Origin of the sequence: uncultured Algibacter sp., from assembly GCF_947487575.1 — a bacterium.
Lineage (GTDB): Bacteria > Bacteroidota > Bacteroidia > Flavobacteriales > Flavobacteriaceae > Algibacter_B.
On the sequence record NZ_CANKXG010000012.1, the window covers coordinates 1 to 26191 of the forward strand.

Annotated in this window: 19 protein-coding genes; 6 read left to right on the forward strand and 13 right to left on the reverse strand. The window is 31.8% G+C overall.

Going from position 1 to position 26191, the window contains the following annotated elements:
* The first annotated feature begins 217 nt into the window (after positions 1–217).
* Positions 218–1459 carry a DNA (cytosine-5-)-methyltransferase gene (gene dcm, locus Q0870_RS13260; protein ID WP_298556093.1) on the forward strand — a complete coding sequence of 414 codons (1242 nt, stop codon included), beginning with the start codon at positions 218–220 and terminating at the stop codon, positions 1457–1459.
* On the opposite strand, the gene Q0870_RS13265 is transcribed toward dcm, so the two are convergent.
* Positions 1449–2084, reverse strand: coding sequence for a hypothetical protein (locus tag Q0870_RS13265; RefSeq protein WP_298556095.1), 636 nt, complete (start codon positions 2082–2084; stop codon positions 1449–1451). The genes dcm and Q0870_RS13265 overlap by 11 nt on opposite strands.
* Positions 2085–2404: 320 nt before the next feature.
* Between Q0870_RS13265 and Q0870_RS13270 the strand changes: the two genes are divergently transcribed.
* On the forward strand, positions 2405–4840 hold the full coding sequence (locus Q0870_RS13270; protein WP_298556097.1) for a helix-turn-helix domain-containing protein: 2436 nt from the start codon (positions 2405–2407) through the stop codon (positions 4838–4840).
* Between the two features lie 105 nt (positions 4841–4945).
* Here the strand turns inward: Q0870_RS13270 and Q0870_RS13275 are convergent, their stop codons facing one another.
* From Q0870_RS13275 to Q0870_RS13285, 3 genes are all read right to left on the reverse strand, one after another.
* Positions 4946–5794, reverse strand: a complete 849-nt coding sequence (locus Q0870_RS13275; protein WP_298556099.1) for a T9SS type A sorting domain-containing protein — start codon at positions 5792–5794, stop codon at positions 4946–4948.
* Positions 5795–5805: 11 nt separating this feature from the next.
* Positions 5806–7266, reverse strand: a complete 1461-nt coding sequence (locus Q0870_RS13280; RefSeq protein WP_298556100.1) for an SUMF1/EgtB/PvdO family nonheme iron enzyme — start codon at positions 7264–7266, stop codon at positions 5806–5808.
* Positions 7267–7701: 435 nt separating this feature from the next.
* Positions 7702–11478 carry a two-component regulator propeller domain-containing protein gene (locus Q0870_RS13285; RefSeq protein WP_298556101.1) on the reverse strand — a complete coding sequence of 1259 codons (3777 nt, stop codon included), beginning with the start codon at positions 11476–11478 and terminating at the stop codon, positions 7702–7704.
* Between the two features lie 340 nt (positions 11479–11818).
* Here Q0870_RS13285 and Q0870_RS13290 point away from each other — a divergent pair, with 340 nt between their 5' ends.
* Positions 11819–12319: a hypothetical protein gene (locus Q0870_RS13290; RefSeq protein ID WP_298556102.1), complete on the forward strand. Its 501-nt coding sequence runs from the start codon at positions 11819–11821 to the stop codon at positions 12317–12319.
* Here the strand turns inward: Q0870_RS13290 and Q0870_RS13295 are convergent.
* The 8 genes from Q0870_RS13295 to Q0870_RS13330 form a co-directional block, all read right to left on the reverse strand.
* Entirely contained in the window at positions 12316–12555 is a 240-nt protein-coding gene (locus tag Q0870_RS13295) for a DUF6095 family protein (RefSeq protein ID WP_298556103.1), read from the reverse strand. The genes Q0870_RS13290 and Q0870_RS13295 overlap by 4 nt on opposite strands.
* Positions 12545–13363 carry an N-acetylmuramic acid 6-phosphate etherase gene (gene murQ / locus Q0870_RS13300; RefSeq protein ID WP_298556104.1) on the reverse strand — a complete coding sequence of 273 codons (819 nt, stop codon included), beginning with the start codon at positions 13361–13363 and terminating at the stop codon, positions 12545–12547. Before murQ ends, Q0870_RS13295 begins: the two co-directional genes overlap by 11 nt.
* A 60-nt stretch (positions 13364–13423) precedes the next feature.
* Positions 13424–14245 (reverse strand): DUF4249 domain-containing protein, encoded by an 822-nt coding sequence (locus tag Q0870_RS13305; protein WP_298556106.1) that lies wholly within the window; start codon positions 14243–14245, stop codon positions 13424–13426.
* A gap of 4 nt (positions 14246–14249) precedes the next feature.
* Positions 14250–16625, reverse strand: coding sequence for a TonB-dependent receptor (locus tag Q0870_RS13310; protein WP_298556108.1), 2376 nt, complete (start codon positions 16623–16625; stop codon positions 14250–14252).
* A 74-nt stretch (positions 16626–16699) separates the two neighbouring features.
* The gene (locus Q0870_RS13315; protein ID WP_298556110.1) at positions 16700–18910 is read right to left on the reverse strand and encodes an NADP-dependent isocitrate dehydrogenase; all 2211 of its coding nucleotides are present in this window, start codon (positions 18908–18910) and stop codon (positions 16700–16702) included.
* Positions 18911–19741: 831 nt separating this feature from the next.
* Positions 19742–20092: a 50S ribosomal protein L19 gene (rplS, locus tag Q0870_RS13320; RefSeq protein ID WP_298556112.1), complete on the reverse strand. Its 351-nt coding sequence runs from the start codon at positions 20090–20092 to the stop codon at positions 19742–19744.
* A 469-nt stretch (positions 20093–20561) separates the two neighbouring features.
* Positions 20562–21239, reverse strand: a complete 678-nt coding sequence (trmD, locus tag Q0870_RS13325; protein ID WP_298556114.1) for a tRNA (guanosine(37)-N1)-methyltransferase TrmD — start codon at positions 21237–21239, stop codon at positions 20562–20564.
* A 133-nt stretch (positions 21240–21372) separates the two neighbouring features.
* On the reverse strand, positions 21373–22467 hold the full coding sequence (locus Q0870_RS13330) for a DNA cytosine methyltransferase (protein WP_298556116.1): 1095 nt from the start codon (positions 22465–22467) through the stop codon (positions 21373–21375).
* Positions 22468–22579: 112 nt separating this feature from the next.
* Between Q0870_RS13330 and Q0870_RS13335 the strand changes: the two genes are divergently transcribed.
* Positions 22580–22792, forward strand: a complete 213-nt coding sequence (locus Q0870_RS13335) for a helix-turn-helix transcriptional regulator (protein ID WP_298556118.1) — start codon at positions 22580–22582, stop codon at positions 22790–22792.
* The gene (locus tag Q0870_RS13340) at positions 22789–23685 is read left to right on the forward strand and encodes a hypothetical protein (RefSeq protein WP_298556120.1); all 897 of its coding nucleotides are present in this window, start codon (positions 22789–22791) and stop codon (positions 23683–23685) included. Before Q0870_RS13335 ends, Q0870_RS13340 begins: the two co-directional genes overlap by 4 nt.
* 101 nt (positions 23686–23786) lie before the next feature.
* On the opposite strand, the gene pepT is transcribed toward Q0870_RS13340, so the two are convergent.
* Complete coding sequence (pepT, locus tag Q0870_RS13345) at positions 23787–25031, reverse strand: peptidase T (protein WP_298556122.1); 1245 nt, start codon at positions 25029–25031, stop codon at positions 23787–23789.
* A gap of 119 nt (positions 25032–25150) precedes the next feature.
* Here pepT and Q0870_RS13350 point away from each other — a divergent pair, with 119 nt between their 5' ends.
* Positions 25151–26185, forward strand: coding sequence for a quinone-dependent dihydroorotate dehydrogenase (locus Q0870_RS13350; RefSeq protein WP_298556124.1), 1035 nt, complete (start codon positions 25151–25153; stop codon positions 26183–26185).
* Positions 26186–26191 lie beyond the last annotated feature (6 nt).

Genomic DNA, 26191 nt, shown 5'->3' on the forward strand with positions numbered 1-26191 from the left:
TCGTTGCCTTTTTTGAATCCTCAATCTAATTTTTAGATTGAGGATTTTTTTTTGCACTAAACTCAAAATAATAAACACTCTAGCAGTATTCACAAAATTATTAGAAAGATGTTAATATGTTAAAAAATACTTTATTATATTCTACACATTGCGTTTATTTTTAAGATTAAAAACAATATTTTTAGTTTTTAAAAATTTATAGAAAAACAATTGTTTTATGCCGATTAGAGTTGTTGAATTATTTGCTGGTGTTGGCGGATTTAGAATTGGACTTGAAGGATATCCTAAAAGTAAGAATGCACCTTATAAAGTAGTATGGAGTAACCAATGGGAGCCAAGTACAAAAACTCAGCATGCTAATATGGTATATACTGAGCGTTGGGGGACAAAAAATCATTGTGGTAAGGACATATCTACAGTAGATACTAAAAATATTCCTGAGCATGATTTATTAGTTGGTGGATTCCCTTGTCAAGATTATTCTGTGGCTACAACTTTAAAAAGAAGTGATGGACTAATAGGAAAGAAAGGGGTTTTATGGTGGCAAATCCATAGAATTATTGAAGCTAAAAAACCTAAATACCTTTTACTTGAAAATGTAGACCGCTTACTAAAATCTCCTGCAAGTCAGAGAGGGAGAGACTTTGCTATAATGCTCTCGTCATTAAATGAAAAAGGTTATGCGGTTGAATGGAAAATAATTAATGCTGCTGAGTATGGTATGCCTCAAAGAAGACGACGCATTTTTATAGTGGCTTATCATAAATCTACCTATATATACAAAAGGCTTAAAAAACTAAATAATAAAGAAGATTGGCTTTTGAGTGAAGGGGTAATGGCTAAATCATTCTCGAGTACTAAAAAAGATAATGTCTTAGTTAAAGGTATTATTGATAAAGACTTAGCAACCGTTTCAAGTACATTTAATAAAGACGGGAAATTATCTCCTTTTCAAAATGCAGGGGTTATGATTGATGGGGCGTATTTGACTCATAAATATGCTCCAAAATATAGTGGAGAGTACATCAATTTAGGTCAAATATTAATTCCTGAAAATGAGGTGCCTTCAGAATTTTATATTGATGCGGATAGCATTGATAAATGGGTGTATCTCAAAGGTGCTAAAAAAGAAGAACGGATTAACAAAGCGCAAGGATTTAAGTATAATTATAGTGAAGGTAGCATGATATTTCCTGATGCGCTAGATAAGGCTTCAAGAACTATTATTACTGGTGAAGGTGGCGTGTCTGCATCTAGATTTAAACATGTAGTTAAGCCTAATGGCAAAATGCGAAGACTAACACCTAAAGAACTTGAACGACTTAACATGTTTCCAGATAATCATACAAAACTTGAAGGCATTAGTGATACGAAACGTGCTTTTTTTATGGGAAATGCTTTGGTAGTTGGTCTGATAGAAAAAATTGGAAGAGTATTAGCGGAAGAAATCAAGAATTAAAAAGGACACTACTTATTTTAGTTTTTTCAAGAAACTTTAATTTTAATACTAAATTTATTGGAGATTCAGCTTTGTTATCTTTAGAATAGTAGATATAGCCTTCCGTTTTTGGGTTTAATTCTTTGATTGGAATTTTACCGTGCTCACTTTTAAGTCTTATTTTTTTGTCAATTTCAGATAACTTTGGTGCGCTTAATCCTAAGTCGTTTAAAACCTGAATCAATTTATCACGATAAACACCCGTAATTTTAACCTTTCTGATACCATCAGAGAGGTCCTTGCCATTTTTGGTGTAAATATTGGTAATTAAAAAATAAATGTTAGTCAATTTATGGCCATCATATAACCAACCCTTATGTAAATTATCATTTTTTAAATATGAAAGCTCGAAAGCAAACGTTGGTAGTGATTTATTAAGGTAATCTAATTGCGCTTTTTCATCAACATAATAAGTTATATTTTTATTTGTTAAGACTAAATCAACGCCCTTATGTTGCAAATCAAGATTATCTATTCTTTTTATTACATATTTTGTAGCCTCAAATATTTTAGGATAAACCTTATTTAAATACACACCAAGTAATGACTCATTACTTAAATCCTTATAATAATTTGAACTGCTCATTTTTGTAATTTAATATTATTTTATCGATTTCCCTTTTTTATAATGTAATTTTTGTTCTTGTTAATAGGCAAATATTTAATAAATAAATAATCAATTGGTGTAATTAATGTAGTTGATAGATAGTTGAGGGAGCGATAGCAGTGGTTAGCTTTTGGTGAGGCGCGCATCGAGCCAAAACTAGTAACGGATAGCGCAGTTTTTAAATAATTAAGCATATTGTAACAAGTCTTGAGTTGTTTTCTTTTAATTTTATATATAAAACCCACTAAAAAGATTTTTCAAATTATTATATTGAATTTTTTAAATTTTTAAACTATTTAATGACAGAAAATAGGGAACTGGAATTGGCATGGGCGTTCGTGAATAATACAAACCGTTCTATTTTTTTGACGGGTAAGGCAGGGACTGGTAAAACAACGTTTTTGCACCGTTTGAAAATGAATAGTTTGAAACGCTTAGTGGTCGTTGCTCCAACGGGTGTCGCCGCTATTAATGCAAAGGGGGTTACAATACATTCGTTTTTTCAAATGCCCTTTGGTCCGATTTTACCTGATACAGATTTGAATGCTGGGAAAGGTTTTAATAGGAAGTTCAGTAAGACGAAAATTAATATTATTAAGTCGATGGACTTGTTGGTGATTGACGAAATTAGCATGGTACGTGCCGATTTGCTGGATGGAATTGATAAAACCTTACGTCGTTTTAGAGACCGAAACAAAGTGTTTGGAGGGGTGCAGGTATTGATGATTGGTGATTTGCAACAACTATCGCCGGTGATTAAGGAGCAGGAATGGGGTTTGCTAAAACAGTATTATACAAACGGATTCTTTTTTAGTAGCCACGCCTACAAACAATGTAATGCTATTACTATTGAGTTGAAACATATTTATAGGCAGGACAATCCTAAGTTTATTGAAATTTTAAACGAGATTAGAAATAATGCGCTTACTGAAGCAGCCGCAGCTGAATTAAATAAGCGCTTTATACCCGACTTTATAGCTGAGCGCGATGCTGGTTATATTTCGTTAACTACTCATAATAACAAAGCAGAAGCGACCAATAGGAAGGAGTTGGAGAAGTTAAAAACCAAGACCTTTACTTATAAGTCTGAAGTTGATGGTAAGTTTCCTGAGTATGCTTACCCTAATAAAGAGGTTTTAGAACTTAAAGTTGGGGCACAGGTAATGTTTGTTAAAAATGATAGTAGCCCTGAAAAACGGTATTTTAATGGGAAAATAGGAAAGGTAATTTTGTTAGATGCCGATGAAGTGGTAGTGCATTGCCCCGAAGATGATTTTAATATTGTAACAACACCCGAAATTTGGAATAACATTAATTACACAATTAATAAGGAAACAAAAGCCATTTCGGAAAATATAATTGGGTCTTACACCCAAATGCCCTTGCGTTTGGCTTGGAGTATTACCATACATAAAAGTCAAGGTTTAACGTTTGAAAAAGCTATTATTGATGCACAAGGTGCTTTTGCACATGGGCAAACTTATGTAGCATTAAGTAGATGTAAATCTTTGGAGGGTTTGGTGTTGAAGAGTAAGATACATTCAAGCCAAATTATAAGTGATAGGAATGTAACTTCGTTTAACGAGAACGCAGAGCAGAATGCACCAGATGAAGTTATTTTGGCAGAATCGCAGTCTAATTTTCAGTTGGATTTAATAGCTGAAGTGTTTGCTTTTTATAAATTTTTATATCCACTGAATAGAATTTTAGATGTTTTTTATAAGAATAGAACGGTGGTTGAAGGACCTGTTGAAGCTACGTTTTTACCCATTAAAGATACAGTTACAAACTTTTTGAAAGTAGCCAACGGATTTAATGCCCAATTAAAACAACTTGCTAAGGCTGGTAATTTGCCTGAACATAGCGCTATGATTCAGGAGCGTTTTAAAAAAGGGATTACGTATTTTTCATCTGAAACAGAAACCAAAATTGTTGTTCCATTAAAAACCTTTGCTTTTACAACAGATAATCAAGCAGTAGGAGGTGAGATTGTTAAACACTTAGAAAATTTTGAAGAGTTATTGTCGGTTAAGTTACTTTATTTTAAAGGTTTGGTGACTGGTTTTACTGCTGAACATATTTTAGAACTTCGAACTAAGTCTGTTTTTATGGGGAAAGAAAAACCTAAAAAATCTAGAAAAACAGTTGTTGAAGGTACTAGTAATGTAGAGTTGTTTGAATTACTTAGGGTGCTTAGAAATGATATTGCTGACGAGAAAGATTTAATTCATTATCAGATTTTTACTCAGAAGGCTTTATATGAAATGTGTGAGATTTTGCCAACCAATAAGGCAGAATTACTTAAGGTAAATGGTATGGGGAAAACCCGCGTTGAAAAATATGGGTCTGAAATTTTGAAAGTAATTAAATCTTATTGTGATGAACATGATATTGAGACTTCTACTGAAATTGAAATATTTGATGACCCAAAACCTAAACGAAAAAAAGGTGATACTAAAAAAGAATCGTTAGCACTTTTTGAAACTGGAAAATCGGTAGCAAATATTGCTGAAACTCGTCAATTAAACATAAATACAATTATTGGTCATTTGGCTAGTTTTATACCATCTGGAGAAGTTAAAATTACCGATTTAATGTCGGTTGCTTATTACGAAGAGTTGAAGACTATTATTCCGAAGAAAAAATATGAAAACTTATCTGATTTGAAACACCAATTGGATGATAAGTATAGTTATGGAGAAATTAGATTAGTGGTGAATGAATTATCAAATTAAACCAAAAGCATACTTTAACACTTAATCTCTAATACTTTTGGCTCAATTTGATTTCACTAACTAAACTAATGACTAACTACAAAAAAATTAAATATATTTTTTCTGTTACTTTTTAACGATTAATTTTTTTGTTACTTTACCATGTTCTGAAATAATATTCAATAGATACATACCATCTGGTAACCTACTAACATTGATAGTATGGTCTATAGATAAGTTTACATGGACTGCTTTTCCAGTTATATCGTAGACTTCAATTGCAGTAATAATTACTCCTTGGCCTGGTTTGATGTTTACTGTATGACTTGCTGGATTTGGGTATAAGAGTACATCCATTTCTATCAATTGTTCAATGAGGTCTAAGGTTAATGCCGAGGTTAATTTATTTACAGCAAATCCATCACCATTACCCCCATTAAATAAGGTTAGCATAAGACCAGACAGGTAATTTCCTGGTTTTAATTCACTAGAAAACCCATCGCCATCGCCGCCTTCAAAAATAGCGTTCATAAACCCTACAAGGAATACAGAATTCAGTTCTTGGTAATCTGCGCCATCACCAGAATTTCCAGTAAAAAGCATACTTAAATCTGTACCATTGATAATGGATTGCACGTTATTCTCTGAATGCCCATCACCAGAATTTCCAACATATAGTTTATTGATGTTGCTTCCAGAAATAGTTAGTGTAGACGCATTTATAGAAAAGCCATCGCCCGAGCTTCCGTGATAAAGGTTAACATCAGAACCTGCAAGAAATAGTTGATTCATTTCAGTATCGTGACCATCACCTTGATTACCTTGATACATTACAGAAAATGAGGCTATTTCACCAGTTAATCTGCTACCTTTTAGGGAAGCTATATCACTTCCATCATCTCTTCCTCCAATGAATTGTGCATTCAAATGAAAGCTAATGAGTACTATAGGTATAAAATATAATTTTTGAATCATGAGTCAATGTTTTAATCAATAGACCTTACTCCACGGAACCCTAACCTGTTGTTTCCAATTGATATCACTGAAGCGGCATCGTGCCTATCTGAAACTCTAATAAAATTTATACCATTAAAAAAAGAACCACCTCTATAGCCTATGCCTGTATTATAGTCATTAGGCCACGAACTAACATTGGCATCTCCACTAGGAGTTAATATACCATCTCCATGTGTTGCAGTAAATGCTCTGCCTTCTGGATTCCCAACTGTTATGCAACGCTCATATAGATTTCCTGTTAATTCCATAATGCCATAATAGCTTCCTCCAGTTTCTTCTCTAGTTTTGTTTACAGCGCTAGCAGCTAATATGCCAACTCTTTTAGGTCCAGTTGGAGTGCCATTGGTTGAGGCATATAAAGCATTTCCTGTACCCGTTTCTGGATTTGATACTAATTCGTTTGATTGAGATTCATTTATTAAAGTATATGTATTGGTAGCAATGTTTGCATTACCCCAAGCAAATTCATTTCCTTTTGGAGCAATTGGACCTCGACATGCTTTTTCGTATTCTAGCTCTGTCATTAGTCTTAAACCTGACCAATCTAAATAAGCCAATAATAGCTTGTTTGTAACATAATTAAGAGGAATGTCTGGTGATGTAGTTGTAGCACTAGCACTACCTTCTTCCCAAGAAATTGAATTTCTATTTAAAACTGTATCTACACCCTTGCCATTGGTTCCAGTAATATCATTATCAGTTTTTTGGCTTGCTGTAAGCGTGTTAAAAAAACTAACCCACTGTCCTTGAGTTACTTCATATTTCATACAGTAAAATGCATTAAAACCTTTTGGAAATGCTTCAGGTAGCGGGCCTAATTGGTCTCCAGGTCTGGAGCCACCAGTAGCGGTACTATAATATAGGTTGCCTACTCCGCCAGCTATTGTAATGGCGTTTTCTGATGTTACGTTGTAAGGAATATTTTGAAGAAATGTATAGAATTTACCAACTTCATTACCTGTAGAGCTTCCTACAGAGAATGATCCTTCAGGGACATTTACCATTTCAATAGCAAATACTTTTATATCTATAATATCATTTGGATCTATAGAACCATAGTCCCAGCGTAATCGCATATCTTGTAGGTTTAAATCGCCGCTACCCTCACTATCTCTATAAACAAAAGCACCAACACCATCACTAGATATGTCTATAGTGCTTCCAGAGGCTGCAATAAAATCTGTTTGTGCAAGTTGAGCGTGCATCCAATCTCCACTATTTACACGATATTTAATAAATACCCATGCAGCATCCCAATTAGATGGACCTGCGTTTAGTCTCCAAGAATTTTCCCAGCTTAAATCGAATTCTATTTGCACCCAATCAGGCTCATTTAAGTTTTCCAAAGTAATATTACTTACTGAAATATTATTGGCGTTGGTTAAAAAGCAAAAAAGTAGTGCTAATGTTAATGTGATTTTTGTTTTCATTTTTTTTAGATTTATGATTAATTTCTGTTGCTCATTTAATCATGGACTAGGGGAGAATTGAGGAGCAAAAAAAGAATTTTAGTTTCTTAAAAAGGGAATAACTGCCATAGTTATATTTTCATTATTCCCCTTTTCTTCACTTGATTAATAGCATCTTTATTTCTTTATTTCTATAGATTTAATTACTTTATTTTTAAGAGTGATATTTAATAAGTAATGCCCTTTTTTTAAATGATCGATGCTTAAATAAATGTTTTGATTTTCTTCTTTATTTATATCATCGGTTTTGTGCATTGATTTTAATGATTAGGTAGTGGATTACTTAACATCATTTTTATGTTCAGTTGTAAAATTATAATGAAAGTGTTTTAGAAGATATCAAGTATGTAACAAAGTATGTAACATATGTAACACGTTTAAAAATCTAGTGTAATACTACTTTAAAACGTATTCTGAAGGCGTGCATTGATACTTTTCTTTAAAGCATTTTATGAAATAAGAAGGTGAATTGAAACCAATTTGATAGCCAATTTCTGAAATAGAAAGATCAGAAGTTTGTAAAAGTTTTAAGGATAGTTTTAAACGCTCACTTCTTATAAATTCAGTTGTAGATAATCCAGTAATTGCTCTTAATTTTCTATGAAGTTGCATACGGCTCATGTGCATTTTATTTGTAAATACCGCCGAATTAAATGAAGAATTTGTAATGTTTTCGGTTAAAACATCTTTAAGTTTATTTAAAAATTGTTGTTCTACAGATGTTGTTGCAATATCTTTTAGTTCTAAACCATTACTGTAACGTTGTTGTAATTGTAATCTTAATTCAATAAGGTTTTTTACTTTGATTTTTAGTTTTTCGCTATTAAACGGTTTTACTACATAATCATCCGCTCCAGTTTTTAAGCCTTTAATTTCATTGTCATTTCCACTTTTTGCGGTAAGGAGGATAATGGGAATATGACTTGTGCGCTCATCTTGTTTTAAAGTATTGCATAGCGCTATACCATCAGTTTTTGGCATCATAATATCACTTATTATGATATCAGGAATAATTTTTATAGCTTTTTTTATGCCCAATTCGCCATTTATTGCTTCTTCAACAATGTATTCATTTTTAAATATTGATTTTAGAAAAATGCGGATGTCTAGGTCATCTTCAACAATAAGCATTAAAGGCTGTTTTAACGTATTTGTAGATGTTTGTAAATCATGATTTTCATCTATTTCTGGTGTATTAGAAAATGCTTCTTCAGCAAACTCTGATGCATTAAAAAACGAACGTTCTATAGGTAAGGTTACTGTAAATTGAATATCATCTTCATTTAAAGCATGAGCAACAATATTTCCATGAGATAAAATGGTTAGTTCCTTAACTAAAGATAGTCCAATACCAACACCATCAGTAGATTTGTTTTTTTGATAGTATCGTAGAAATAATTTTCCAATATCTTCAGATTTTAGGGTATTTCCATTATTTATAAAGGTAAGAATGATTTGGCCTTGTTGTGTGTTTACATCAAAATTAATGTAACCACCGTTTGGTGTATATTTTATAGCATTTGCTAATAAATTGGTTACGATTTTTTCTATAACATCTTTATCGTACCACGCCTTATCAATTGGTGCTATTTTATATGAAAAAGAAATATTCTTTTCTTCTGCATTAAATTGAAACCCCTTAACGAGCTGTTTTAAGAAGATGCCTAAATTACCTTGACTTACAGATAAACTTAAATTTCCCGTTTCTAATTTAGATAAATCGAGTAATTGGTTTACTAAATTTAAAAGACGTTTGGAATTGCGTTGAACTAATGTTAGTTCGGTTTTATCTGTTTTTGACAATTTAGGGTTGCTTAATTGTTTTTCTATAGGGCCTGTAATAAGTGTAAGTGGAGTTCTAAACTCATGAGAAATATTTGTGTAAAGTTTTGTTTTAAACCCATCTAATTGCTTGAGGCGTTCGGTTTCTTTTTGTTCAAACTGGAGTTGCATTTTAATATGCAATCTCCATTTTAGATAACGATAAATTGCAAAACTTAATAGGAAGGCCAGTATTATGTAACTAATAATAGCCAAAGTTCCTAAATACCATGGCTGGTTTATAGTAAATGAATATGAGGTAGGCGAGTTGTTCCAAACACCATCATAATTACTAGAAATAACTTGAAATTTATAGTTGTTTGGAGGCAAGTTTGTGTAGTGGGCTATATTGGAGTTGCCAGATTCTATCCAATTTTTATCGTGATTTACCAGTTTGTATTTATACGCATTTCGTTTGGGTTGAGAAAAGTGAAGGCTTGAAAATGTGAAGGTAACCGTATTATTATTGTATTCTAAGCTCAAACCTTGGGTTAAATCTCTCGCTTTTGAGAATACTTCAAATTTTGAAATGATGGTTTTTGGCTTAATAGTATTGAATGTTAATTGTTCAGGGTGAAACCAATTAATACCTTCTAATCCACCAAAAATTAAGGTGCCTTTTTTGTCTTTGAAATATGCTCCGGTATTAAACTCTTTTGCTTGTAAACCATCATAAACACTAAAATTCTCAAAACGTTTTTCATTATTATTTAAAATAAATTGACTTAAACCATTATTGGTACTTAACCATAAGTTTTCATTCACACCAGGAAGAATTCCATAGACAACATCGTTAGGTAGTCCTTCTTTTTCTGTAAAAACAGTTACAGTGTTTTTTGTTATATTATATTCTTTTAGCCCATTTCCATAAGTACCCACCCAAAGTATATTGTCTTTAACAAACAAAGATTTTATTTTATCATTTATTAAATCAATTTTTTTTATAATCCCGGTTTGTTTATTAAGCTTAAATAAACCATTATCATCTGTCCCTATCCATATATCGTTATCTTTTCCTAAAGTTAGAGCTCTAACATTATTAGATTTTAATGAAGAGTTTTCTGTATTATATTGCTTTAAAATACCTTTTTTTTTATCAAATAATATAATGCCATTTCGTTCTGTGCACAACCAAGCTTGGTTTTTTACAGCTTTAACAATACTCCAAATGGTTAGGTTTTTAATTTTCGGGTAAAATTTATATTTACCATTACTGTCTATAATATTTAATCCGTATCCTTGGTGGCCTATCCATAACTCATTTTCAATAAAGTTTAAACTAATTATTCGATTACTGGCTAAAGCTGTATTTTCTGTGGTAAATGTTTTATAACTGTCTGTTTTTTGGTTTACAACGGTTAAGCCTTTTCCTGAAGTTCCAATCCATATATTGTCAAGATTATCGGTAGTAATACATCTTACCATATCGACATTTACCGTTTTTGGTACTTGATTGTTAGTTAAGATATTGAATTTAATTAAGTGCGTGTCGTAATAACTAGCTCCTGTACCATCAGACCCAAACCATATGATTCCAGTTGTATCTTCATATAAACAAAGCATATCATTATAATGAATAGCAAAAGGATTGTTTTTATTAGCCTTAAAGTTTTCAATAACATTTGTTTTAAAATCAATTAAGTATACACCATTGCCATAAGTAGCAATCCATAGTCGGCTTTTTGAATCAATTAGAAGGTCCTCAATATTCAGGTTTTCTGGAAGGGTTGGTGCTTTAAATTTGCTAAAAAAGTTACTTGATTTAGATTTGAAAAATAAACCTGAACCATAAGACCCCAACCATATATCTCCATTTTTATTCTTTTTTAAAACACTAAAATTTTCAATTTTAGAGCCTATAACAGGTAATTCATTATAGCTATTATCTTTTTTTAAATCGTATACATAACCAGAGGAGGCAATTAAAATACTACTATCCTGTTCAATAATATTGTATATCGTTTTGTTTGAATTGTTTTTGAAAATTTGAATAGTATCCTTTGTTTGGGCATCTATCTTGAAAAGGCCTTTATTATATGAGCCAATAAAAAAATTCAAGTCTTTATCTTGAAACACCGTACTTGCATCAAATGGGAGTTTAATATGCTTAAAGCTATCGGTTTTTTGATGGTAAAGCTCTAATTTTCCTGAGTGTGTAATTATCCAGAGCCTGTTTTGCTTATCTATATATACTTTACCTAATTTACTAAAATTAGTTCTGGTGATGTCTTCAAACTGTTTATCGTAATGTATAAAATCTCTACCATTATATTTGTTTAAACCATCTTGTGTAGCCATCCATAAATAACCAATACTGTCCTGTGCTATACTAATAACACTATTTTGAGACAACCCATCATTAATGGTTAAGGTTTTAAAGGAAAATTGCTTTTTGGGAAATTTTGAATCTAAATTTGTGTTGTCATTTTTTTGTGCGTTTAATAGACAACAACAAAAAAACAATATGAAAAGTGGCAGAACATAAATGGTTGTTTTATGCCTAATGACTAGCAAGTTTTTTATAAGGTTGAGTTTTTTGATGGGGTAAAATACATATAATAATTTAACTAAGATAACGATTTTTATAAACTAATTTACTCTTACAATGTTATATGACAACGTAAGGATTAAGTAAAAGAAAGACTAACGAGCGTAGCGTTTAATTAAATTTTTTTTAACTATTTTAGTAACCATGAATGTTATCATCCAATCTACACTTAAAACACTTCAAAAATCTCAAGTTTTATTAGACCATTTATCTAATAATCAATTATGTGATGCCTCGGTTTCACCATATTATTCGAGTATTGGTACTCATATTAGACATATTTTAGATTTTTATGACTGTATTTTTACTACAGATTCTGAAAATAGAGTTGACTTAACAGCAAGAAGTAGAAATAAGGAAGTTGAAGCTGACTGTGAATGTGCACAAAATTACCTTAATTTAATTATTGGTAAATTAAATTCTCAATCATTTGATATTAATGAAGCTGTTTTAGTTATTGACGATTTAGGATTGGGTAAAACAGAGATTCCTTATACTTATGGTTCTTTATTGGCTCAAGCGAACAGTCACACTATTCATCATTATGCTATTATCAATTATATTTTTGATAGTTTAGGTATTGTTATTAATGATGAAGAATTTGGATATAACCCTACTACACCTAAACAGACTTCTGTTAATTAGTTTTTATTTTTATTAAACATACTGTCCAGAATAGTATTGATACCTTTGAAAGCGAAGAAAATTGCTAGGATACAAATTACTATTGATAAAATTAGAACAATAAGGTCTATTGGTTTTCTTAGTTTAGTCTGTGAAATATAAACTAGAGTTGGCCCTGTAAACATACAGGCTAAGGCATAACCCAAAAACTTAAGTCCTTTGGCAAGTACTTCTTTATTTGTTCTATCAGTTTCCATTATTATAATTGTTAACGGCTTCACGAACACTTTTATATTTGGTAAGTAATTCCAAAGCTTCATCTTCAGAGACGTTTACTGCTTTCATAATCATTTTAGCCCCCCTATCAACAAGTTTATTGTTGCTTAGTTGCATGTCTACCATTTTATTCCCTTTTACATGACCGAGTTGAATCATGGCGGAAGTAGTAATCATATTTAGTACTAACTTTTGAGCCGTTCCTGCTTTCATTCTTGAACTTCCTGTTACAAATTCTGGACCAACAACAACGTCAATTGAATATTGAGATACATTTGAAAGTGGACTGTTTTTATTACAAGAAATACAACCCGTGATAATGTTGTTTTCATTACACTTTTCTAAAGCAGATATCACGTAAGGTGTTGTTCCTGAAGCTGCAATTCCAATAACCACATCTTTTGAGTTTATATTGTGTTCTTGTAAATCTATCCAGCCTTGAGTTTTTGAGTCTTCAGCAAATTCCACAGCCTTTCTAATAGCAGAATCTCCACCTGCAATTAATCCAACAACTAAATCGTGAGAGACACCAAAAGTAGGAGGGCATTCCGAAGCATCAACAATACCTAATCTACCACTGGTACCTGCTCCCATATAAAATAATCGACCACCATGTTTTAGTTTTTCAACTATTCGAAACACTAAAGCTTCAATTTGTGGTAATACTTTTTCAACTGCGTTTGGAACAGTTTTGTCTTCCTTATTGATGTTTTTTAGCAATTCTAAAACACTCATTTTTTCCAAATGATTGTAGTTAGAATCTTGCTCTGTGGTTTTTATAAAACTCATGTTTCAAAAGTACATAAAATTTGAAGTAATCAGTATAGAAAATAGCTAATGAACTACTAATTATTCAATAATATAACTAAAAACATCGATTTCAGAAACTCTAAAATAGCCTAAGGGAAAGTTATCTGGATTGGTTTGATTATTACAATTTCCTCTTACCGTTGCTGGTTGCGTTTCAAAAGGACCACCATTGTTTTCGGCTTTTTGTTGTAAAAGAATATTATAAAATTCAAAAGCACGTTCGGAAAGCCCATGATTGGTTATTATAATTTCATCAACAAGTTCCATATCATCATTGGTGTAAAATGCAAATATTTGACTACCATCTGTAAATTCATCATTATAAGCATCGAGAAAAGTTGTATTATATTTTACAATATTAAATTCAAATAAATAGAAATTTTCGATGTCTATGGGGTCTGTATAAAATGCTTTAAGTTCAATTTGATCTCCGGAAAAACCACCATCATTTTTTTGTTCTACATACTCTATAGGAACAACGGGTATAAGTGTTTCGGTAGCACTATATTGCTCGTTATTATAAGTAATATTTAAATTATAAACACCATTAATTACTGGAATAAAAGAATTGTTTTTATAAATACCACTGCTAGCTTCTTCAATAAAATTGAATGTATTATTACTAGTGTCTGTAATATTAATAGTTGCTCCAGTAGCAGGTTGTATTGTGCCATTAAAGAATGGCGCAGTAAGGCTTAATTTTATTACCTGATCTTTTCCGTCTGTACCCTTTTGCCAATTAATAGCAGCATCAATTACTAACCTAGGAGGTACATTATTTAGTTCTACATCTATAACCTCTTCGCAGGCTGTAATAATTAAAACTAGAACTATAGATAAAATATATTTTAGTATTCGCATAACTTTATATTTTAAAATTATAAGATAGTGACGGTACGATTCCAAAAATGGATAATTTAGTGGCCTCATTTTGTCCAGTAGTTTCATTTTGCCCAAAAGATATAGAGGTCGCATTTTTGCGGTTGTAAATATTGTAGAGACCAAAGACCCAGTAGCTTTGCCAACCTTTAGTTTTATTTGGTTTTGGCGTATAATTTACAGATACATCCAAACGATGGTATGCTGGAAGTCTATCTGAATTTCTGTCACTATAGTTAGGAATTGTAAGTCCATTAAATATATATTGACCATTTGGGAAAGTGGCAGGTTGACCTGTTTGAAATAAGAAGTTAGCGTTTAATTTCCATTTTTTATTCCATTCATAGCTTCCTGTGAATGATACATCGTGTCTTTTATCGTGAGGCGAACTGTACCAATTTCCGTTGTTTATTCCTAATTCTGTTGCCGTTCTTCCGGGGGCTTTCTGTTCCGATTTAGATAGGGTATAAGCTAACCAACCTTTAAAACGACCTTCATTTTTTCGAAGTAAAACCTCTAAGCCATAAGCTCTAGATTTTCCGTTTAGTATTATCTGTTCTATTGCATTATTGGCAACTAAGTTGGCTCCATCAATGTAATCTATTCTATTTTCAACATTTTTATAAAAGCTTTCTAACTCTAAAGAATAAGCGTTGTCATTAAAATTTTTAAAATACCCAACGGCATATTGATCTAACAATTGAGGTTTTACATATTTACCACTAGGTGTCCAAATATCCAAGGGTGTGGGTGAGTTGGTGTTTGAAAGCAAATGTAAATATTGCGCCATACGGTTATAGCTTAATTTTATAGAGCTTTCAGAATTTAGTTGATATGCTAGAGAAGCTCTAGGCTCTAAATTGGAGAAACTTTCAATGACATCACTTCTATTGAAAGATTCAGTGCCTATAGGTTCTGCTTTTTCATAAATCTGAAAATCTTCATTAAACAAAACAGCTTGATTATTCTCGTAAATATTTAATTCATCCTGGCCTAAACGATGAAAGGTACTTAAACGTAATCCATAAGATAAAGCTAATTTATCTGAAACTTTATGTTCAGCATCTATATAAATAGCGTTCTCAAAAGCATACTTATCAGTAAGTTTAAAAGGATTGATTCCAGAGGACTCGGTTGAAGGTTTAATATCCCCTGGATTAAATTTGTAATAAATACTGTTTAACCCGTATTGAAGTTTTAGTTTGTCATTTAAATAATGTTTGAAGTCATATTTTAAGTTGAAGTTCTGGATTCCAGAAACCCATTCAAATTCAACAAAATCCAGTTTTAAATCATAATAATAGTCAGAATAAATTAGAGATAAATTTGAAAATAGCTTATTTGAAAATAAATGATTCCATCTAAAATTTAAAACTGAGTTACCATAAATGTTTTCAAATCGATCTTGAATTTTAAAAACATCCCTACCAAAATAGCCAGATAAGTAAATATTATTCTTTTCGTTTAAATTGTAACTTAATTTAGTATTTAAATCGTAAAAGTATGCTTTGTTATTAATATCAAATAGAGGCAAAAATAAATGTGCATAACTTGACCGTCCTCCAAAAAGAAAAGAGCCTTTGTCTTTTTTAAGAGGCCCTTCAGCTAATAATCTGCTAGAAACTATACCAATACCTCCGTTCATGTGAAATTCTTTGCTATTTCCTTCTTTCTGATAGATGTCTAAAACAGAAGAAACTCGGCCGCCATAACGGGCAGGAATTCCACCTTTATAAAGTTTTAAATCTTTAATTGCATCTGGATTAAAAACAGAAAAGAAACCAAATAAATGTGATGAATTGTAAATAGTGGCTTCATCTAAAAGAATCAAATTTTGATCTGCAGCACCACCACGCACGTTAAAACCTGATGAACCTTCGCCTGCATTGGTAACTCCTGGTAGTAAAGTTATTGCTTTTATAATATCTGCCTCTCCAAGGACAACAGGAATATTTTTTATAGTTGTAGAAGTTAATTTATTGACACTCATTTGTGGTGTTCTGATATTGAGTTTTTCAATATTTTCTGTGATAACAACTTCATCTAAACTCTCCAAAGCATCTATTAATTTAAAGTTTTTTGAGATGTCCTTGGAAAACGTAATTTTTTCTTTAACGGTTGCGTACCCTAAATAACTAATTACAATATCATATGTGCCTTCTGGTAGTGTAAGGGAATAGAAACCATATTCGTTTGTAGTTGTTCCTGCCGCTATTTCAGGGAAAATAATGTTGACACCAATTAACGTTTCATTACTTTTTTCTTCAGAAATTATTCCGCTTAATGTAAATTTTTCTTGAGCGTTTAATACAGAAATAGAACAATAAAACGCGCAAAGAAACCATAGTAAGGTATTCTTCATGAATTAGCTTTTTTTATAAAAGTATAAAAAAAGCTCCTAAAAAGGAGCTTTTGAAATTTATATTAATGTTATTTTTATCTTAAAATCGTATTGAATGTCTCGCTAGGTCTCATCACTTTATTTATTAGCGCTTCATTGGGTTCGTAATAACCACCAATATCAGCAGATTTACCTTGAATATCATTCAATTCTTTTACAATGGTTTCTTCATTATCAGCTAGTTGTTTTGCAATAGGTTCAAATTCAGATTTTAAAGCTGCATCTTTGTTTTGATTAGCTAATTCTTGCGCCCAATACAGAGCTATGTAGAAATGACTTCCACGGTTATCTAACTCGCCAGCTTTTCTAGAAGGTCCTTTTCTGTTCTCTAATAATTTGTCAGTAGCATCATCTAAAGTTTCACCTAAAACTTTAGCCTTTAAATTGTTATTAACATTACTAAAATGCTCTAAAGAAACCGCTAAAGCCAAAAACTCTCCTAAAGAATCCCAACGTAAGTGGTTTTCTTCAAGTAATTGTTGAACGTGTTTTGGAGCAGAACCACCAGCACCAGTTTCAAATAAACCACCACCATTCATTAATGGAACAATAGATAGCATTTTTGCACTTGTACCAACTTCTAAAATCGGAAATAAATCTGTTAAATAATCACGTAATACATTTCCAGAAACCGAAATAGTATCTTCACCTTTTATAAGTCTTGCACACGTAAATTTTGTGGCTTCAATAGGCGATAAGATTCTTAAATCTAAACCAGATGTATCATGATTTTTTAAATATGTATTTACTTTTTTAATCAGTTCAGCATCATGTGCTCTATTTTCATCTAACCAAAAAACAGCAGGAGTTTTAGAAGCTCTAGCACGTGTTACAGCTAATTTTACCCAATCTTGAATTGGTGCATCTTTAGTTTGGCACATTCTCCAGATATCTCCTTCTTCAACAGTGTGCTCTAACAAAGTGTTTCCGTTAGCATCAATAACTTTTACTATTCCGCTTGCAGAGATTTCAAAAGTTTTATCATGAGAGCCATATTCTTCAGCTTTTTGAGCCATTAAACCTACATTAGGTACAGTACCCATAGTTGTAGGATTAAATGCACCATTTTCTTTACAGAAATCTATAGTTGCCGCATAAATACCAGCGTAACTACTATCTGGAATTACCGCTTTTGTATCTTGTAGTTTACCTTCAGCATTCCACATTTGTCCAGATGTGCGAATCATTGCAGGCATAGAAGCATCAATAATGACATCACTAGGTACGTGTAAATTAGTAATTCCTTTATCAGAATTTACCATAGCCACCCCTGGACCTTTTTTGTAAGTCGCAGCAATATCAGCTTCAATTTCAGTACGTTTTGCTTCAGGTAATTCTTGAATACGCTCTAATAAGTTCCCTAAACCAGAATTCACGTTAACACCTAGTTCTTCAATAATTGCAGCGTGTTTGGCAAAAACATCTTTAAAAAACGCTTTTACTGCGTGCCCAAAAATAATTGGATCACTCACTTTCATCATCGTGCCTTTCATGTGTAACGAAAACAAAATACCTTTATCTCTAGCATCAGCAACTTGCTTATCTAAAAAGCTAACTAATGCTTTTTTATTCATTACTGTAGCATCAATAATTTCACCTTTAAGTAAAGCTAAACTATCTTTTAAAACCGTAGTGTTAGCATTACTATCTGTATGTTCTATAGTTATGTTAGTAGCATTTTTTAAAGTAACAGACTTTTCATTATGAGCAAAATCACCTTCACTCATAGTGGCAACATGCGTTTTAGAATTGCTAGACCAAGCACCCATAGAGTGAGGGTTCTTTTTAGCATAATTCTTCACTGCTTTTGGTGCGCGTCTATCACTATTTCCTTCACGTAAAACTGGGTTTACAGCACTGCCTTTTATTTTATCGTAACGCGATTTAATATCTTTTTCTGTAGCATTTTTAGCTTCGTTAGGATAATCAGGTATATTAAAACCTTTAGCTTGTAACTCTTCAATCGCATCTTTTAATTGAGGAACTGAAGCACTAATATTAGGTAGTTTTACAATATTAGCTTCTGGTTTTTTTGCCAATTCACCGAGTATTGCTAAATCGTCTGATACACGTTGGTCTTCATTTAAAAAATCTGGAAACACTGCTAAAATTCTTGCCGCTAAAGAAATATCTTTAGTTTCAATATTAATACCAGAAGATTTAACAAACGCCTGTACAATAGGTAGTAAAGAGCGTGTTGCTAAAGCCGGAGCTTCGTCAGTTTTTGTATAAATGATTTTAGACATTGGTGTCGTTTTTTTAGATTATTACTTGGCTATTAATTTAAAACGAAATAACGATAACGTTTTCGCGGTGCGAATATACAAAAATTGGCATTTAATAATGTTCAATTATTTCTTGAAAAACGCAGAAAACCTTAACTTTTAGAAGATATTCAAAATAGGGAAGAGTAAGTTGTAATTTAATAAAAAACAAAAGCCATATCACAACAGAACTTAATCTACGTTGATATGGCTTTTTTGAAATAACTCGGCGTGACCTAATGAATATTGCTACTCATGTTTGTTTAAAATTTTCATCTAAACTGTTTCAGTTCAAGTGTTGTTATTTCAACGAAACATCATTGTAATTTTCAAAATGTATTGACGTATTACTACTATGTTTCTGTTAATTGTTTCCTTGATGCTACTAACTCCTGCTTCACTTTCGTGTTAAATTTGCTATTAGCATTGCTTATATTACAACATGCACTTTCGTTTAGGTTGCTTTTTAAGCTTTTCATCATACTAGTTTACATCTGCTTACGCATCTGCCACTTTTTATAATGTCTTGGTCTCCTGATATCACACGTATACACGCGGCACAATGCAACCTCAAAAACAATTATATAAAGAACGTTACCTTATTTAGAAAGTCATGTAAATTCGTGTTGCCACGAAACCAACCAAGGTTGTCATTATTTCTACAGTAAATATAACATCACATTTCAAAAAAAGCAATTTATTAAGCGTTTAGATATCAACAGTTTATGTACTTAACTTATTAACAAAAGTTAATAAAAAAAGCCTTGAGATATCTCAAGGCTTTTAAATACTGCAATTGCAGGTGTATTGTTATTAACGTCTACGCTCAGTAATTCTAGCTTTCTTACCTGTAAGGCCTCTAAAGTAGAATATACGTGCTCTACGTACTTTACCACGTTTGTTAACTTCTATTTTTTGTAATGCTGGTAAATTAACTGGGAAGATACGCTCTACACCAATAGATCCAGACATTTTTCTAATTGTAAAAGTTTCTGAAGCTCCAGACCCTCTTCTTTGTATTACTACACCTCTAAAAAACTGAGTACGCGTTTTGTTACCTTCTTTAATTTCGTAGAATACTGTAATTGTATCACCAGCTGCAAATTCTGGTAAATCTTTTCTTGTTACAAATTCGTCTTGTACAAATTTTACTAAAGATTCCATATCTTTAAATTTAATTATAATTAATCCAGAACAACATTCACGATTTTCGCCAGAGGTTAACCCGAAATTGGGTGCAAAAATAACTATTAATTCATAATCTGCAATGTTTTATTTGTGTTTTTTTGGTGTTTCTTTTTGCTCATACCTACAAGGTTTTCAAAACCTTGCAGGACCACAAAAAGTCAGGCTATCCGCTATATCTTTCTTGTGCTGAACTTGTTTCAGTATCTCATTAAGCATAATCTGTATATTGAAATTTAACTCTATTATCAAATTTCTATTTCAGCACAAAAAAGGATGCCGCTTCTATCCTTAACACAGTGTTGTTTGTTGTGTATAGTATTATATTTAAACAAAAAATTAATCAAATTACGTCATTACGAGAAATAATGACGAAGTAATCTCATGAAAAGAACTAAAATTAAAAAAGATTGCCACGTCGTAAAAAACGCCTCGCAATGACAACCGATTAATCATCCAACAAATCAGGACGTCGTTCTTTAGTTCTTAAATACGCCTGTTCTTCACGCCACTTTTCAATTTTTGGTAAGTTACCGCCAAATAATAACTCAGGTACTTTCCAACCTTTATAGTCTCTAGGTTTTGTATAAATAGGTGGTGCCAATAATCCGTCTTGAAACGAATCGGTAAGGGCTGAGGTTTCGTTACCTAAAACTCCTGGTATTAATCTAATAACAGCGTCGCAAAGCACAGCAGCACCTAGCTCGCCACCAGATAACACATAATCGCCGATAGAAATTTCGCGTGTTATAAAATGGTCGCGAACCCTTTGGTCTACACCTTTATAATGTCCACAAAGTATAATAATGTTTTCTTGTAAAGATATTTGGTTGGCAATACTTTGTTTTAAGGTTTCACCATCAGGTGTCATGTAAATTACTTCATCATAATGGCGTTCTGCTTTTAAAGCCGAAATACATTTATCGATAGGTTCCACCATCATCACCATGCCAGCACCACCACCAAATTGCGTATCGTCAATAGATTTATAATTATCAGTAGTGTAATTACGTAAATTATGAAAATGTACTTCTACTAAACCTGCGTCAATAGCACGTTTTAAAATGGAAGCTTCAAACGGACTTTTAAGTAATTCTGGTAAAACTGTGATGATATCTATGCGCATGTTTTTTTTTGTAATAAGACGTTTTGTTGGAAAAAAGAGGAGTTTTTTAAAGGTTCGTTTAACGTTTATGTATATGAAAAGTAGCGGAATTTAAGCATTACTTTTCGGTTTGTCACTGAACTTTGTTACATATCTATACTTTCGTTTTAGCAAATACACCGCTATTTTTTATATACGGTGTTGTAGCCAGTGATTTTTTCTCGGAATAAACTGATTCTTTTTTCGAATTTAGCTTTTCAGCATTTTCAATTTGTGACTTTATACTTTTGGCTAAAAATTTCGCTAAATTAACAGGTACTGCATTTCCAATCATTTTGTAACCTGCTGCAACTTTTTTGTAATGAAAGATAAAATCATTTGGAAAGGTTTGTATTCTTGCACATTCTCGAACACTTAATCTTCTGTATAAATGTTCTTTTCCAGGAACAAAAATTCTTTTATTTTTTTCAATAAACTTCATTTTTGGTGCCTGTGGATGAAGTGGTGCGTGCCTTCCTCCAGCTTGAATTGTAAAAGATTGTTCGTCCCAACTTCTAACTCTATTTCTCGACATATAAATTGTTGAAAAACTACCAATCATATATTCGTGATTTGGAACTACACAATTGTCTCCATTGGTATTATTGTATTCTAAAGCCGGTAAAACACCTTCTTGTAAATCAGATATAACATTTTCAAGCGGTATTTTTGGGAAAGTTTCAGTTGGGAATTGATATTTAAAGTTTAAGTCTTTTCTAATTCCGATAAAAAACACTCTTTTTCTGTCTTGCGGAACATTATAATCAGATGCGTTTAGCATTTGAAAAGAAAGTTCATATCCTATTCCTGCATTTCTGAAAAGTTCTTTTATTCCTTCTAAAGCTTCAGTATGTTTTGAAATTAGCATTCCACTAACATTTTCTGCTAAAAAGAATTTTGGTTGTTTAGATTCTAAAATCCTGATAAAGTCATAAAACAATTGACCTCTTTTATCTTTAATTCCTCTTGCTGCACCAGCTTCACTCCAACTTTGACAAGGTGGACCACCAATTATTCCATCACACTCTGGAACTTCATCAGCAGGAATATTAACAATACTTCTTTTATCAAGAATAGTATTTGGGTGATTCTTTTCGTAAGTTTCCCATATTTCTTTATCATATTCATTTGCCCAAATAACATTAAAACCTGCTTTTTGAAAACCTAAATCAAGACCACCTGCTCCTGCAAAAAAAGAAACTACCTTCATATAATCAAATACTTTTAAGTTACAAAGTTAGTTATTTTAAAGTTATAAAAGAAATAAAAATGTAGACAATAGTCCGTTGTACTATTGTCTACAAAACATCAAATTTACAGCTATGAATATAAACGTTTATTTTGGAAATAAAATAAAAGAAGAAAGATTAAAACTCAATTTGTCTCAAGAGAAATTAGCGTTAGAAGCTGATGTTGATAGAACTTATGTAAATGATATTGAGAAAGGTTCTAGAAATATTTCTTTGGTAATTGCTTTTAAGTTGTCAAAAGCTTTAAATATTCCATTATCTAATTTATTAAAAGATTTGAAATGATTAAACACGGTGAAACTGAGCGTTCTATTATAAGATTATTTGAAGAGGCAAATGAATTTATTTTTGAGAAAGAAAAATATGAAATTATAAATATTGGTAAACCCAGACCGAGTAAAGGTGAATGTAAAACTGATATTTATATTTTAACGAAGAATCTAAATACGAGTACAAATAGAGAATTTAAAATTTCGATTAAGCAAAATGATGCAGATTTTTTAGAAAATAAAATGTCATTTGAAAGAGCTACAGAGGTTTTTGGTGATGAAGCTAAAGAGGTTATGGTAAAAAGTATAAAATCTGTAGAAAAATCTTTTTCTGATGATTATCTAATTTATTTTAAAAAGCATAAAAGAACTGAAGAAAAATGCATAAAAATTGGATGGAAATTTGAGCTATTAAATAAACACGGTGGAGAAAGAAGTGGTTTGTTAGTCTTAACAGATGAACAAAAAATTGACGTTTATTCTGGTTCTAATTTGAATGTAAATAAGAAAAATGCTAAAGTAAATGGTGTGGAAATTTGTGATTCAGGTGTTGCTAATTTTATTCTAAAAGTAGAAAATACTGATGAAGAATTAGATTTTTACCTAAAAAATTTAAAACCTATAGAAGAGTTTGCTATAACTAAGGATATATATTTTGCCTGTAAGGCAATAAACTATCGCAGCAAGGTTGATAAATGGGATGGAAACAGACCTTTGTCAGTATTTATAGAATGGAGTTTTGTTAATAATGTCCTATTTGCAAATTTTGTTATTGACAGACCTCTTGAAGTAAAAGCAAATGAAATAGGTCAAAACATAAGAAATATTTTAAAACAATTAAATATTAATTCGGATAATTTCATTGAACTAAAGGGTTACATCGATGAAAACGTAAATTTCACTGAGTAGTTTCATTGGCTACAATAGTTCGCGGATATGAAACGTTTTAATGTTTTATATCCAACGTTAAACGAAGGTAGTTGAAAATTTTTACAATGTCAAGTCTTGAATTATTTCAAATTCTTTATAGCCACCAACTCCGCAATCTTACAAATCACCTCGGTAGCTTTAATCATGCTTTCTACTGGGACATATTCGTAACGCCCATGAAAGTTGTGTCCGCCAGCAAAAATATTAGGGCACGGTAAACCCATATAGCTTAGTTGAGAGCCATCTGTTCCTCCACGAATGGCTTTAATAAGTGGTTCAATATTAAGTTGTTTCATGGCTTCTTCTGCAATATCAACAATATGCATTACAGGTTCAACCTTTTCACGCATATTAAAATATTGGTCTTTAATTTCGGTAGTAACTACCTCTCTACCATATTGTCTGTTAAGTTCGTTGGTAAGCTTTACCATAACTTCTTTTCTGGCTTCAAAATGTCCCATATCATGATCACGAATAATGTATTGAAGTGTGGTTTCTTCAACATTACCTTCCATATTGTGTAAATGAAAAAAACCTTGATACCCTTCTGTATGTTCTGGCGTTTCCATTCTAGGTATAGAGTTGATAAATTCCTGTGCTATATACATGGAGTTTATCATTTTCCCTTTTGCGTAGCCAGGATGCACAATTTTACCTCTTATTTTTACGACTGCACCAGCGGCATTAAAATTTTCGTATTCTAATTCTCCAATTTGACTACCGTCCATAGTGTATGCCCAATCTGCTCCAAATTTTTCAACATCAAATTTATGAGCGCCTCTTCCTATTTCTTCATCTGGTGTAAAACCCACTTTAATGGTGCCGTGTTTAATTTCGGGGTGTTTAATTAAATATTCCATTGCAGAAACAATTTCGCAAATCCCCGCTTTATCATCAGCCCCTAATAAGCTAGTACCATCAGTTGTGATTAATGTTTGCCCTTTATAAAGTAATAAATCATCAAAATAATCGGGTGATAAAATAATGTTTTCAGCTTCATTTAAAACAATATCTTTACCATCATAGGCTTCAATAATTTGAGGTTTAACGTTAGCTCCAGTAAAATCTGGCGAGGTATCAAAATGTGAAATAAACCCAATAGTGGGAATTTCATGTTCTACATTACTTGGCAATGTAGCCATGATGTAAGCATTGTTATCAATACTAACATCTGTCATCCCAATTTGCTTTAGTTCTTCAACTAATAAATTAGCTAAATCCCATTGCTTTTTTGTACTAGGTGTTGTATTAGAATTTGGGTCAGATTCCGTATCAATAGTAACATAGCTAATGAAACGTTTTATAATGTGCTCTTTTGAAATCATATTAGAAAAATTGATAACTATAATTGGCTGTAATTTACAATTATTAGCCGTTAACAAGTAACTGCAACACTATTTTTTATTTACAAGATTTCAACTTATTTTTGCATGAAATTATCTTGATGTATAAATTACTACTTCGCCCACTTTTTTTTTCTTTTGATCCTGAAAAAATTCATCATTTTACATTTTCATTAGTAAAATTCACGTCAAAAATCCCAGGGTTTAAATCTATTTATAGAATTTTATATGTTATTGAAGACAAAAAACTAGAAAGAGAGTTATTCGGACTCAAATTCAAAAACCCTGTAGGTCTTGCTGCTGGGTTTGATAAAAATGCAGTATTGTATAACGAGTTGGCAAATTTTGGTTTCGGTTTTATTGAAATAGGAACCGTAACACCAAAAGGACAAGCTGGAAACCCTAAAAAGAGACTATTCAGGTTAAAGGATGATAAAGGTATTATAAACCGAATGGGTTTTAATAATGATGGGTTAAATGCTGCAATCGAAAAACTTAAAACCAATAAGGGGAAGTTAATCATTGGTGGAAATATTGGTAAAAACACGGATACTAAACCTGAAGATTATACCAAAGATTATTTGGAGTGTTTTAATGCATTACATCCTTATGTTGATTATTTTGTTTTGAATGTGAGTTGCCCAAATGTTGGTAGCCATGCTAAATTAAATGATAAAGATTATTTGGAAGAGTTGATAGGCACAGTTCAAAACGCCAATAAAACTTTTGAAAAACAAAAACCCATACTCTTAAAAATAGCACCAGACTTAAATACCAATCAATTAGATGAAATTGTTGAACTCGTTAAAGAAACAAATCTTGATGGTGTTATTGCAAGTAATACATCTACCGATAGAGGTGGATTAAAAGTTTCCATAGAAAGCCTTGAAGCTATAGGTAATGGTGGTTTAAGTGGGCAACCAATAAAGCAAAAAAGTACTCAGGTTATAAAATATCTTTCAGATAAAAGTAATAAATCTTTTCCAATAATAGGAGTAGGTGGTATTCATTCGGCTAAAGATGCACTTGAAAAATTAGATGCAGGGGCAGACCTAGTTCAAATCTATACAGGATTCATTTACGAAGGTCCAAGTTTAATAAAATCTATAAATAAAGCGATACTTCTTAATAAGTAAGTAATT